The organism is Amycolatopsis thailandensis (genome assembly GCF_042723255.1).
Classification (GTDB): Bacteria; Actinomycetota; Actinomycetes; order Mycobacteriales; family Pseudonocardiaceae; genus Amycolatopsis; species Amycolatopsis thailandensis.
In genome coordinates this window covers 1-12,916 of sequence record NZ_JBHXJK010000003.1, presented here as the reverse complement: position 1 = coordinate 12,916, position 12,916 = coordinate 1, and the positions used below count along the sequence as shown (strand labels likewise).

The window sequence follows — 12,916 nt, the reverse complement described above, 5'->3', positions numbered from 1 at the left end:
GTGATCCTTCGACGTGTCTCCCCCGCGATCAGTCACCCGCTCGCGGGCCGGGGCCGGTCTCCCGCACGACGCGGTAGCGCGGGTTCGAGCTCACGCGCGACTCAACCTCGCCCGGCAGGCCGTCGAGTGCCGCCTGGATGGCCGCGAGCCGTCCCTCGGTGTCCGACGTCTCTTCGAAACGGCGGTAGTCCGCCTCGCTCGCCCAGCTGACGACGTTGACGACCCGCGTTCCGTCCACGCTCGCGTGGAAGCGCGCCGAGACGTAGCCCGGATAGAACCGGACCCAGCGGTCCTGGATGCCGGCGAAGGCGTCCACCAGCGCCGCCTGGGTCTCCGGCCCGTCGACCGCGTACTCGATGATCGAGTAGAAGCCTTTGTCCTCGCTCATGTTCACTCCTCGAAGCAGTTCGGTGATCTCAGCATCGACCCTCGACCTCGGTGGAGATCAAGAGTGATCTGGCCGACATATCGGACACATTGCTCCGGCCGGACCTGGTGGAGTGCCGCGCGCTCGACAAGGATCGCCCGATGCGCGACAGCAAGACGTTCGGCCTGATCGCCCGGGGCGGGCTCGTCTGCTACGCGCTCGTGCACCTGCTCGTCGCGTGGCTCGCGGCGCAGGTCGCTCTCGGTGACCAGGCGAAGGCGGACAAGGCCGGAGCGCTCCAGATGGTGGTCGCCGAAGGGGGCGCGTGGCTGTTGTGGCTCATCGCGGCCGGGCTCGCGGTGCTGGCTTTGTGGCAGCTGAGCGAGGCGATCACCGGGCATCGGCACGTGAAGGCACGGCGACGTGTCGTTCGCCGGACCGTCAGCGGGATCGAGGTCGTGCTCTACGGGCTCGTGTCCTACAGCGCGGTGAAGATCGCCGTCGCGGGCGCCGACGACGGCCAGGGCTCGCTCGTCGCGGAGATCCTCGCGGAGTCCTACGGCCAGGTCCTGGTGACCGTCGCCGGGATCGGCGTCGTCGTGGTGGCGGTCTTCCTCGCCCAGCGCGGAATCCGGAAGACCTTCGTACGGGAACTCGACTTCGGCGGCGCCTCCGGAGCGGCCAGGACCACGACGATCCGGCTCGGGCAGATCGGCTGGATCGCGCTTGCCGCCGCGTACGGCACCGTCGGCGTCCTGACGGTCACCGCCGCCGTCACGTTCGACCCCGCCAAGGCGAGCGGGCTCGACGCCGCGTTGAAGACGCTCGCCGCCCAGCCTTACGGGGGCCCGATGCTCCTCGCGCTCGCCGCCGGGATCGCCGCGTTCGGCGCCTTCGCGCTGCTGGACGCGCGCTTCCGCAAGATCTGATCTGCCCGGCGAACCGACCTGTGGCACCGTGAAAGCCGTCTGGAGGTCGTGATGACAGGTGTGGTCGAACGGATCCGCGAGCGGGGCGAGGACGAGCGGCAGGCGCGGATCGTCGAAGTGCTGGTGGAGGCCTTCGACGACCTCATGCGCGCGGACGCCGACGCGTTCCGCCGCAAGTTCCGCAAGATGGCCGCCGCCCCGTTCGCCTTCTACCGGGGTTCGGCGTGCCTGTTCTACGCGGACATGGCGGACGAGGACGACCCGTGGGCGAACGACGAGACCAGCCGGGTGTGGATCCAGGGCGATCTCCACGCGGAGAACTTCGGCAGCTACATGGATTCCTCCGGGACACTGGTGTTCGACGTCAACGACTTCGACGAGGCCTACCTCGGCTGCTTCACCTGGGACCTCAAGCGGCTGGCGGCCAGTGTCGCGCTGCTGGCGTGGAGCAAGGCGATCTCGGACGACGACATCGAGACGCTGATCGGCACGTACCTGCGCGCTTACGTGAAGCAGGTCCGCGAGTACGCCGAGCGTCCCGGCGACGAACTCGTCCGGCTCCAGCTGGACAGCACCGAAGGCGTCCTGCACAGCGTCCTGCTCCGGGCCCGGCTCAAGACCCGGATCGACCTGCTCGACGAGCTGACCACGGTGGTGGACTACGACCGAGGGTTCCGGCACGGTCCGGGCGTCCGGGTCCTGGAGAAGGCCGAACGCGAGACCGCGATCGCCGCCTTCGAGTCCTATTTGGACACCATTCCGGAGAACAAGCGGTTCGGCAGCATCACCTACCGGGTCAAGGACATCGTCGGCCGGACCGGCTTCGGTATCGGCTCGGCCGGGCTGCCGGCGTACAACATCCTCGTCGAAGGCCGGACCCAGGCTTTGGAGAACGACGTCGTCCTGTCCATGAAACAAGGGAACGTCGCCGCGCCGAGCAGGATCGTGTCCGAGGAGCGCATCCGCGGCTACTTCACCAACGAGGGGCACCGCACCGCCGTCTCCCAGCGCGCGTTGCAGGCGCACGCGGACCCTTGGCTCGGGTACACGGAGATCGACGGGACCGGGTTCGTCGTCTCGGAGCTGTCGCCCTACGTCGACGACCTGGACTGGTCGGAGCTGACCGAGCCGTCGGAGATGCGTCCGGTCCTCGACTACCTCGGCCGGGCCACCGCGAAGATGCACTGTGTGTCCGATTCGGACTCCGAGCAGACGCTGGTGGATTTCCAGAGCGAAGAGGCCATCGCCGACGTCATCGGTGACCGTGAGGACGAGTTCGTCCGCGCGCTGACCGAGTTCGGGATGGCCTACGCCGAGCAGTCCCGGGAAGACCACCGGTTGTTCGTGGACGCCTTCCGCGGCGGGAAGATCCCCGCCGTCCGGCCCGCCGCGGAGGGCTGACCGGACGACGGGGGCCCGCTACTCGCGGAGGCCGATCGCGTCGATCGGCTTCGACCGCAGCGCCACCCTGGTGGCGAGCCCGAGCGAGACCAGGCCGAGCAGGATCGCCCCGGCGATGACCCCGCCGAAGACGGCGACGGTGCCGGAGGGCAGCGGCGTCCCGCGCAGGCCGAGGTTCAGCAGCACCAGGGGAATCCCCGCCACCACGGTCCCCAGCAGTGCCGCGACGCCGACCGTCGCCAGCGCTTCGAGGCGCATCATCCGGATCACCTGGCGTTTCGTGGTGCCGATCAGGCGCAGCAGCGCGAACTCCCGGGAACGCTGCGCCGTGCTCATCACCAGCGTGTTGGCCACGGAGATCACGACGTAGCCGAGGATCACGCCGACCGCGACCAGGTTCACGTAGAACTGGGCCTGCTGCTGGCCTCCCGCGGGGGCGGCCATCGCCGATCCCGGCGTCACGACCAGGCCCGGGTAGCGGGCGGAGAGGTCGCGCAGGGCGGCGGTCACGGTCGCGGGGTCCGCGTCGGGCTGCTGCCGCACCAGCACCGAATCGTCCATCCGGTCGCCGGTGTGCGCCCTGGCCAGCTCCACGGGCAGCACGTAGCGGCCGAAAGCCTGGTCGCGGGTGTAGGTCGCGATTAGCCGCAGCTTCGCCGGAGCCCCGTCACCGAAGTAGAACTCGACCTCGTCTCCGATCTTCTTCTCGTACCAGTCGGCTTCCGATTCGCTCATCGCCACGGTGTTCCCGGTCAGGTCGGCGATCTTGCCCGACACGACCCCCAGTTCGAGGTTCCCGCGGACCTGCGCGCCGTCCAGGCCCTGCGCCCCGTACTGCTCGACGCGGACCGTGTCCTGCTCCTGGACCGTGTTCATCACCTGGGTGCGCACGACGGGGGTCGCGGCGGCGACGCCCGGGATCCGCCGAGCCGCCTCGGCTACCTCCGGGGAAACGCCCCCGGTCGTGCTCGCCAGCACGTGGTCCGCGGTGGTCGACGCCACGGTCTCCTCCCGGACGGCGGCGGCCGCGGAGGTCTGGCTGTAGAACATCGAGAGCGCGAACGAGACCGCCAGCATCACCGGCGTCACCGCCGCGGCCAGGCGCCGTGAGTTGGCCTGGCTGTTGGCGGCGGCCAGGTAGCCGCTGATCCGCGACGTCCGGTTGAGCACCGGGGCGATCACCCGGGTCATGACCGCGACCACCTTCGGGCCGAGGACGGCCAGCCCGATCACGATGATCAGCGCCGACATCGACGAAGCGGCGAGCCCGGCTTCACCGCGGACGAAGGCCGGGACCAGCGAGCCGACGAGACCCGCCACCACCAGCGCGCAGCCGACGATGACGCGGACACGGCCGAGGTCGCGCCGTTCCACCGCGGCCTCGCCGAGCGCCTCGACCGGCCGGATCGACGACGGACGCCGTGCGGCCGACCACGCGGCCAGCCGGGCGGTGCCCAGCCCGAGCAGCAGCGCGGCGACGAGCGGGATCGGGCTGATCGCGAGTTCGAAGTCCGGCGGGATCACCCCGATGGCCCCGAAAGCGTTCCTCAGCCCGAAGCCGACCGCCACGCCGAGACCGCTGCCCAGCACCCCGGCGACGACCGCGACCAGCATCGTCTCGGCGCCGATGAGCTTGCGGATCTGCTGAGGTGTCGCCGCGATCGCGCGCAGCAGCGCGAACTCCCGGCGGCGCTGGTTGATGACCAGCGCCAGCGTGCTGGACACGACGAACACCGCGATGAGGAGCGCGAAGCCGCCGAACGAGCCCGCGAGCGCCATCAGCAGCATCCGGGTCTGGCTGACGTCGAGGAACTCGACCGTGCTGCGCTCGACCCCGGTCGTCACGGTCACCTTGTCGGTGCCCACGGCGTCCCGGATCTTCTCGGCGAGGTCGTCCGGTGTGACGCCGGGGTTCGCCAGCACGCCGATCGCGTGCGCCTGACCGGGCGTCGCGGCGAGTTCGACGGCCTTCTCCTGGGTGAAGAAGACCGCGGACTGCCGGGTGAGCCCGGTACCCGACTTCGGGGCGGCGATCCCGGAGACCACGAAGTCCACCGGCGCCGACCGGACGGCGATCTTCACGTGCCCGCCGACGACGGCCCCGCTCCTCGACGCCAGGTCCGCGTCGAGGACGACCTCACCGGCACCGGTGGGCGCCCGGCCGTCGCGCAGCGAGAACGGCGCCAGCGCGGCGGCGTCCCAGTTGTGGCCCAGCGACTGGCCGCCCTCCGGCCCGTTCAGTGCCCGGCCGTCGGCCGTCACCACGGTGGCCGGGAAGCTCTGCTCCGTCACCACGCCGCGGACCCCGGGCACCGAGCCGATCGTCCCGGCGATCGACACCGGCACCGAGGCCTGCTCGGCCACCTGCTTGCTTTCGAGCGGGCCCGCGCCGGGCGGGTCGACCGTCTGCTGCCCGCCCACGATGACCGCCGCGTCGGCGTAGCGCTGGGTCGGGACACCCGCCCGCAGGCCGGATTCCATCAGGATGCCGCAGCCGGCGACCAGCGCCGTACCGCAGAGGATCGCGACGAACGCGCCGACGAAACCGCTCAAGCGGGTCTTCGTCGTCTGCCAGGCCAAATCCCACATGTCGTCACCACTCCCCGAGGTGGGTCATGCGCTCGGCGACCCGTTCCGGCGTCGGCTGCGGGAGGTGCCCCGCCAGCTTGCCGTCGGCCAGGAACAGCACGCCGTGCGCGGCCGACGCCGCGACCGGGTCGTGGGTGACCATCAGCACGGTCTGCCCCATGGTGTCCACAATGGAACGGAGCAGGTCGAGCACCTGGCGGGCGGTGCGCGTGTCCAGCGCCCCGGTCGGCTCGTCGGCGAGGACGACCTCCGGCCGGGTGATCAGCGCGCGGGCGATCGCGACCCGCTGCTGCTGGCCACCGGAGAGCTCCGACGGGCGGTGTTCGAGCCGCTTCGCGATCCCGACCCCCTCGACGATCTCGCGCAGCCAATGCGGGTCGGGCTTCGTCCCGGCCAACCGGGTCGGCAAGGTGATGTTCTGCAGCACGTTCAGCGACGGCAACAGGTTGTACGCCTGGAAGACGAACCCGATCCGGGTCCTCCGCAGCTCGGTGAGCGCCTTCTCCCGCAACCCGCTGAGCTCCGTGTCCCCCAGCAGCACCCGGCCCGAGCTCGGCTTGTCCAGACCCGCCGCGCAGTGCAGGAAGGTGCTCTTGCCCGATCCCGACGGTCCCATCACCGCGGTGAACGTGCCCTTGCGCACCCCGACGGTCACCCCGTTCAACGCCGTGACCGCGCCGTCACCGGATCCGTAGACCTTGCTCACGGATTCCAGTGACAAGGCGCACGCGCCCCCTGAATTCATCGCTTCCCCTTAACCAGTGGTGATCTCTCCCGAAAACCTACGGTCGGCGGGGGCCGGGATCGATCCCGCGAGAGGGAAGATCCGTGGTAGCGCTGGCACCACCACGAGGCGGGCGGAGGCCCCCGTCACGTGTCCCGAAGAGACAGTGGGAGACCGCCACACCGCAGGTCCGGGGGCCGACGGCTAGGCTCATTGGCAGCGCGTCAAATCCAAGGCGGCGCGCCAGGACCTAGCGGAAGGCACTATCGATGGCACAAAAGGTATCCGTTCAGATCGTCGACGACATCGACGGCGGCGAAGCAACCCAGACCGTGCCCTTCGCGCTCGACGGCGTCACCTACGAGATCGACCTGTCCGACGACAACGCCGGCGCCCTGCGTGACGAGCTCGAACGGTACATCGAGGCGAGCAGGCGGATCGGCGGCCGCAAGGTGAAGGTCGCGACCGGACAGTCCACTGTGGCCGGTGGTACGGCGAAGCCGACCGACCGCGAGCGCAACCAGCAGGTTCGCGCCTGGGCTTCGGCCAACGGGTACGCGATCGCCGAACGCGGCCGCATCCCGAACGAGATCTACGAGGCGTTCGACAACGCCGAATCGGCCCCCGCCGAGCCGGCCGCCGAGGAAGCCCCCAAGCGCAAGCGCAAGCCGCGCAAGACCTCCTGACCCACTGAGACACCGAGTCCGTGAAGGACTCCTTGAGGGACCCAGAGTCCCTCAAGGAGTCCTTCACGTCTCTCACGGCCCTGGACGCGGCACCCGGCGTCCAAGTGGGGGCCGGACGGCGGTTGGACGCCGCCGACTCCGGACGGCATTGCCGGTCGGCCGGGCGCGGAGGCATAGTGAGCCGCCTGCCGAGCACCTGCGGGCTCGATCACTTCGCCGTGAGAGGGGCAATTCCATGCCAAATCCTTTCGAGGACCCGGACGCCGATTACTTCGTCCTGGTCAATGACGAGGGTCAGCATTCCCTCTGGCCTGTTTTCGCCGATGTTCCCGCCGGATGGAAATCCGTGTTCGGGGAAGCCGGGCGGCAAGACTGCCTCGACTACATCGAGAAGAACTGGACCGACATGCGTCCGAAGAGCCTCATCGAGGCGATGGAGAAAACAGCGCCGGCGTCATGACCATCGACCTCACCGGATATCAGAGCCTGGGTGAGGCCTTCGCCGCGCGTGCCGCCGAGTTCCCGGATCGCACCGCGTTGACCTTCTACCGTGGCTCGACTTCGCCGGATCACGAAACCGTCGATTATCGCGAGCTGGCGCGGCGAGCCCAGGCGCGAGCGGCCGAGCTGGCCGGGCGGCTGGCGCCCGGCGAACGGGTGCTCATCGCCCTGCCGACGGGCCCGGAGTTCGTGGAGATCTACGTCGCCTGCCTGCTCGCCGGGCTGATCGCCGTGCCGTCACCGTTGCCGGGCCAGTCGTCGAGTGCCGACGAACGGGTCGCCGCGATCGCGGCCGACTGCTCGCCGGGGCTGACCATCACCACCGACGCCGCGCTCGCGAAAGTCACCGAGCTCCAGCGCGAGCGCGGCCTGACGGGGTCACCCGTCGAAGCCGTACGCCCCGCGCCCTCGGAGCCGGTCCCCTTGCCCGCGGCCGGGCGCCCGGTCGGCCGCGGCACGGACGCGGTCCTGCAATACAGCTCCGGCTCCACCGGATCCCCGAACGGCGTGATCCTCACACACGGCGCCGTCCTGTCCAACGTCGAGGCACTGTGCACGCATCTGGACCTCGGCCCGCGGGACCGGTTCGGCGGCTGGTTGCCGCTGCATCACGACATGGGCCTGTTCAGCCAGCTCACCGCGGCGCTGATGTGCGGCGCCCCCCTCGTCCTGATGCAGCCGACGACGTTCGTCCGGCGGCCCGCCGATTGGCTCCGCATGCTCGACCGGTTCGAGGTCACCTGCACCGGTGGCCCCAACTTCGCGTACGACCTCTGCACCCGGGCCATCACCGACGAGATGACGGACGGTCTGGACCTCTCGGCGGTGCGCTACTGCTTGAACGGCGCCGAGCCGATCCACGTGCCCACGGTCGAGGCGTTCACCGAACGGTTCGCCAGGATCGGGCTCGATCCCCGTGCCCATTCCCCCGGCTACGGCCTCGCCGAGAGCACGGCGTATGTGGCCTGCGTGCCCGACGACGTCCGGCCGACCGTGCTGAGGGTGGACGCCCGGCGCCTGGAAACGGCCGAGCGGCCCGCACTGGTCCCCGCGCCCCGTGGCACCGGACGGCCGGTGATCGGGGTGGGACGGCCGGAGTTCTTCGACGCGCGGATCGTGGACCCGCACACCCGTGAGCGGTTGCCCGAGGGCCGGGTCGGCGAGATCTGGTTGCGCGGGGACAGCATCGGCCGCGGTTACTGGGGCAAGCCGGAGCTGAGCGCGCGCGTCTTCGACGCCGAGATCGCCGGCGTCGAAGACGGCGGTGGCTGGCTGCGCACCGGTGACCTCGGCGCCTTCGCCGACGGCGAAATCTTCGTCACCGGGCGGCTCAAGGAGATGTTGATCGTCCACGGCCGCAACCTGTTCCCTCAGGACGTGGAACACGAAGCCCGCACCGCGCATCAGGCCCTCGGCGGTCAGCTCGGGGCCGCGTTCGGGGTCGGTGCGCCGGACGAGCGGGTCGTGCTGGTCCACGAGGTCCGTCCCGGCACCCCGTCCACCGAGCTGCCGTCGGTGGTCAGCGCCGTCACCCAGCGGCTCAACCGGTCGTTCGGTTTCCCCGTGCGCAACGTCGTGCTGGTCCGGCGCGGCACCGTGCGCCGCACCACCAGCGGGAAGATCAAGCGCACCGCCATGCGGGACCGGTTCCTCGCCGGTGAGATGGCGGTACTGCACGCCCAACTGGAGCCGGACGTGCGTCCCACCGCGTCGGGAGCGGAGCCGTGACGTCCACTCGCGCCGTCACCGAGATCGAGATCGCGCTGGACACCGCCCTGGTGGACGTCCCGGTGGCCGGTTCCGAAGGGATCGGCCACCGGGTCGCCGAACTGGACGCCGCCGAAGAATTCCCGGCGCCCTTCGTCGACCTGCTGGACGCCTTCGGCCTGCCCGCGTACTACGTCCCCACCGCGTGGGGCGGCGCCGTCGAAGACCACGAACTGCTGCTGCGCCTGTGGCGCACGGTGGCCAGGCGCGACCTGAGCACCGTGATCGCGCACGGCAAGACGTATCTCGGCGCCGCCTCCGTCTGGATCGCGGGCGACGCCGGGCAGGCCGCCGCCACCGCCGCCCGCGTACTGGGCGGCGCCCGGATCGCCTGGGCACTGTCCGAACCGGACCACGGCGCCGATCTGCTCAACGGCGAGTCGACGGCGACCGCGCACGAAACCGGCTATCGGCTCGACGGCGTGAAATGGCCGATCAACAACGCCACCCGCGCCCGGTACCTGACCGTCCTCGCCCGCACCGGCAAGGCGGGCACCGGTCGCGGCCAGAGCCTATTCCTCGTCGACAAGGCCGCGCTCGCCCCCGGCACCTGGCGAGCACTGCCCAAGGAACCGACGCACGGGATCCGCGGCGTCGACATCTCCGGTATCGAATTCCAGGACGCCGAACTGCCCGCCGGCGCACTGCTCGGCGCCGAGGGCACCGGTGTCGAGACTGTCCTGCGCGCGCTCCAGCTCACCCGGACCCTGTGCTCTGCCTTGTCGCTCGGCGCGGGCGAGCACGCGCTCCGGCTCGCGGCCGCCTTCGCCGCCGGACGCGTCATCCAGCGCCGCCCGTTGCTGGACCGCGCCCACCCCCGAGCGACGCTCACCCGCTGCGCCGCGCTGCTGGCCGCCGCCGAGTCCACGGCATTGGTGAGCGGTCGTTCGATCCACGCGCTCACCGGGGAGATGAGCGTGATCTCCGCCGTGGTCAAGGCCGTGGCGCCCGCGCTGACCGACGCGATCCTCGGCGAACTGGCCGAGCTGCTCGGCGCTCGCTCGTTCCTCACCGACGTGTACGCGCACGGCGCGTTCCAGAAGCTCTGGCGGGATCACCAGATCGTCTCGGTCTTCGACGGCAGCACACCGGTGAACCGCGGCGCGCTGGTCCAGCAGTTCCCCCGGCTGGTGAAGGAATTCGCCGCCGGCACCGTGGACGGCGACGGACTGGCGGAGGCGGTGTCGATCGGGGGCGCGCCGGGTCCGTTGGACCGCGGTGCCCTGGCACTGGTGTCGCGGCGGGGATGCTCACTGGTGCAATCCCTTCCCCGGCTGGCCGCCTCGCTGACCGGGTCCGCGCCGGACGGGCTCGCGGCGCACGCGACCGCCTTGGCCGCCACCGCCGGAGAGATCCACGAACTGATGGCCGGCGTCGCTCCGGCCGCCCGCCCGCCGATGGCGGCCTACGAACTCGCCGAGGCCTACGAACTCTGCTACGCGGGCGCGGCGTGCCTGCACACCTGGTCGGCCGAGCGGCACCGGGACGAACCGTTGTGGGAGAACGGTCTTTGGGTGCGGGCCGCGCTCCGCGCGCTGCGGGCCAGGCTCGCCGCCACGCTGCGGCTCCCCGTGCCCGGCGCGGAGTCGGGAGACGACCGGATCGACGACGCGCTCGCGGGACACGTGGCCGCGGCCGTCCGCGTCGGCGGCCCGGTCACGCCGTTCGGCACGCCGATGCTCCCGGCGGACCGGTCATGAGCGCCGCCGAGCTGGATGCGCTGTTCGGCGACGCCTGGGACGAGAAGAACCCGGTGGGCCACACCGCGGTCCTCGCCGCCGACGAACGACGGGAGATGCTCGCCGCGGGCGAACGCGTGCTGGACGAGTACGGCCTGAACGCCGAGTTCGTTCCCGTGGCCCACGGCGGCCGCCTGGAACGCGCCGACCGGCTCGCCGAGGTGCTGCGCACGGTGTGGCGGCGCGACCCGTGTCTCGGGCTCGGCTACGGTTTCAGCTCCCTCATCGCGTCCGTCAATGTCTGGACCACCGGGGACGAGGAGCAGTGCCGCCGCACGGCCCGCCTGCTGCTGGCGAACCGCCGGATCGCCGCCGCCTTCCACGAACTGGCGCACGGCAACGACTTCGCGCACGCCGAGTGCGCCGCCCGGCCGGACGGCGGGGGCTGGCTGCTCTCCGGTCGCAAGGAGATCGTGACCAACCTGCGCCGGGCCGAGGCCATGGTGCTGTTCGCCCGCACCGGCCCGGCGGGGAGCCGTGGCCACAGCCAGTTCCTCGTGACGCGGGACGAACTGCCCGCCGCCAGGCTGCGGGACCTGCCGCGCTACCACAGCTCCGGGATGCGGGGAGTCCAGCTGGGCGGTATGGAGTTCGACGACTGCCCCCTCCCCGGCGACGCCCTGATCGGCACCCACGGCCAAGGCGTCGAGATGGCACTGCGCTCGTACCAGATCACCCGGTCGGTGGGCGCCGCGATGTTCGCCGGCCCGCTGGAAACCGCGCTGCGACTGGCGATCCGGTGCTCGCTCGACCGGCGGCTTTACGGCGGTAAGGCCGCCGACCTGCCGTACGTGCGCGCGGCGATCGCCCGCGCCTACGCCGATTTGCTGGCCATCGAGGCGTTCTCGTCGGTGATCCTGCGCGCCCTGCACCTGGCGCCGGAGTCGATGGGCGTCTACGCCCCGGCGGCGAAATACCTGACCGCGCGGATGCTGCTCGACGCGTTCGCGGACCTGCGCGCGGTACTTGGTGCGCGTTCCTACCTCCGGCAGGGCAAGTACGCGATGTTCCAAAAGCTGGCGAGGGACATCGCGCCCGCCACCTTCGCCCACGTGTCGCTCAGCGCCGCGCTGGTGACGCTGTTGCCGCAACTCCCCCGGCTGGCCAGGCGATCGTGGCTCTCCGGCCCGGCCGCCCCGCCTTCGCTGTTCGACCTCGGCGGCGACCTTCCCGCGTTGTCCCTCGACCGGCTGAGCGCGGGAATGCCCCGCCAGGACGGGATCATCGGCGCCCTGGCCGAGATCAGCGGCGACGCGTCTCCCCACGACTCCGATCCCGCTCGCCGGTTCACGGCGCGCTACGCGGACGAGTTACGGAGGCTGCGGGACGAATGCGCCACCCTCGGGCCCGCGGACCTCGCCATCGACGCGTCGCCCGCCGCGTTCGCGCTGGCCGACCGGTACACCGTGGTCCTCGCCGCCTCCTCCGTACTGGCGGTGCGGCGGCACGACGAGTCCGTGCTGCTGGGCGCGCTGGACCGGCTGACCGAACGGACGGGCGGCCCGCCGGTGCTCAGCCCCGCCGAACGCGAAGAGACGGAGCGACTGTTGTTCGACGAGGCCGTTACGCGCTACCTCGACGACCGGCCTCTGTTCCTGAATTCGAACGGCGCTGTGGTGTAGCGGTTCGGATCCAGTTCAGCATGGCGCTGTCAAAGCTTTCGCGCGAGACCAGGGTGGCCTCGAATTTCAGTCGCTGCGATGCTTGTTTCACGGCTCCCCTCGGGGGAATGCAACTCTCGTGAAACGAAAGAGTGAACGGTGATGATGCGAATCATGCGCAAATCTTTGGCGACGATGACAGCGATGGCGGCCGTGCTGGGCTTTTCGCCCGCGGTGTCCGCCGCGGCGGGGAATCCCGCGGCCGCTCCGGACGGCTACATAAGATTCTGCAATACGGGGGCCACTTGCGTCAGTCGCCCGGTGGTCGAAGGGCCCGGCTGCCGCAACATCGATGTCGGCGCTCCGCACGCCTGGGTGGGAAACCGCTCCAACCGGGGCCAGTACATCTACCACCAGGTCGACTGCGCCGGGCCGCACCGGGCGTACGCGGCACCTGGTACCGACATAGGTGGCTTCGGCACTTATCGAAGCTACGGCGACGCAGGAATTCCGATGAAGTAGAAGCTGACGGAAACGGTGTCGTACTCGACCGCTCGCGCGCGCCTGCCAGTGTCGCGTGTCGGCAAATCCCCAAAATAGGCATCGTATTAA

The 12,916-nt window shown here is 70.7% G+C and carries 11 protein-coding genes; 8 read left to right on the top strand and 3 right to left on the bottom strand.

Annotated features, from left to right (window positions below; all coding sequences use genetic code 11):
- Positions 1-28: 28 nt before the first annotated feature.
- Positions 29-388, bottom strand: coding sequence for an antibiotic biosynthesis monooxygenase family protein (locus ACFWMR_RS01610; protein ID WP_378376105.1), 360 nt, complete (start codon positions 386-388; stop codon positions 29-31).
- A gap of 50 nt (positions 389-438) precedes the next feature.
- On the opposite strand from ACFWMR_RS01610, the gene ACFWMR_RS01605 reads away from it, so the two are divergent.
- Both ACFWMR_RS01605 and ACFWMR_RS01600 read left to right on the top strand, forming a co-directional pair.
- Positions 439-1,296 carry a DUF1206 domain-containing protein gene (locus tag ACFWMR_RS01605; RefSeq protein WP_378376103.1) on the top strand — a complete coding sequence of 286 codons (858 nt, stop codon included), beginning with the start codon at positions 439-441 and terminating at the stop codon, positions 1,294-1,296.
- A 51-nt stretch (positions 1,297-1,347) separates the two neighbouring features.
- Positions 1,348-2,697: a DUF2252 domain-containing protein gene (locus ACFWMR_RS01600; protein WP_378376101.1), complete on the top strand. Its 1,350-nt coding sequence runs from the start codon at positions 1,348-1,350 to the stop codon at positions 2,695-2,697.
- An 18-nt stretch (positions 2,698-2,715) separates the two neighbouring features.
- On the opposite strand, the gene ACFWMR_RS01595 is transcribed toward ACFWMR_RS01600, so the two are convergent.
- Positions 2,716-5,286 carry an FtsX-like permease family protein gene (locus ACFWMR_RS01595; protein WP_378376099.1) on the bottom strand — a complete coding sequence of 857 codons (2,571 nt, stop codon included), beginning with the start codon at positions 5,284-5,286 and terminating at the stop codon, positions 2,716-2,718.
- A gap of 4 nt (positions 5,287-5,290) precedes the next feature.
- A complete protein-coding gene (locus ACFWMR_RS01590; RefSeq protein ID WP_378376098.1) occupies positions 5,291-6,031 on the bottom strand; it encodes an ABC transporter ATP-binding protein in 741 nt (246 codons plus the stop codon).
- A 248-nt stretch (positions 6,032-6,279) separates the two neighbouring features.
- On the opposite strand from ACFWMR_RS01590, the gene ACFWMR_RS01585 reads away from it, so the two are divergent.
- The 6 genes from ACFWMR_RS01585 (at position 6,280) to ACFWMR_RS01560 (ending at position 12,826) form a co-directional block, all read left to right on the top strand.
- Positions 6,280-6,696 (top strand): histone-like nucleoid-structuring protein Lsr2, encoded by a 417-nt coding sequence (locus ACFWMR_RS01585; protein ID WP_093933636.1) that lies wholly within the window; start codon positions 6,280-6,282, stop codon positions 6,694-6,696.
- 235 nt (positions 6,697-6,931) lie between these two features.
- Entirely contained in the window at positions 6,932-7,156 is a 225-nt protein-coding gene (locus ACFWMR_RS01580; protein ID WP_093933637.1) for an MbtH family protein, read from the top strand.
- Positions 7,153-8,925 (top strand): fatty acyl-AMP ligase, encoded by a 1,773-nt coding sequence (locus tag ACFWMR_RS01575; protein ID WP_378376096.1) that lies wholly within the window; start codon positions 7,153-7,155, stop codon positions 8,923-8,925. The genes ACFWMR_RS01580 and ACFWMR_RS01575 overlap by 4 nt, the downstream gene beginning before the upstream one ends.
- The gene (locus ACFWMR_RS01570) at positions 8,922-10,664 is read left to right on the top strand and encodes an acyl-CoA dehydrogenase family protein (protein ID WP_378376094.1); all 1,743 of its coding nucleotides are present in this window, start codon (positions 8,922-8,924) and stop codon (positions 10,662-10,664) included. The genes ACFWMR_RS01575 and ACFWMR_RS01570 overlap by 4 nt, the downstream gene beginning before the upstream one ends.
- Positions 10,661-12,325: an acyl-CoA dehydrogenase gene (locus ACFWMR_RS01565; RefSeq protein WP_378376092.1), complete on the top strand. Its 1,665-nt coding sequence runs from the start codon at positions 10,661-10,663 to the stop codon at positions 12,323-12,325. The genes ACFWMR_RS01570 and ACFWMR_RS01565 overlap by 4 nt, the downstream gene beginning before the upstream one ends.
- A 153-nt stretch (positions 12,326-12,478) precedes the next feature.
- On the top strand, positions 12,479-12,826 hold the full coding sequence (locus tag ACFWMR_RS01560; RefSeq protein WP_378376090.1) for a hypothetical protein: 348 nt from the start codon (positions 12,479-12,481) through the stop codon (positions 12,824-12,826).
- Positions 12,827-12,916: the final 90 nt, after the last annotated feature.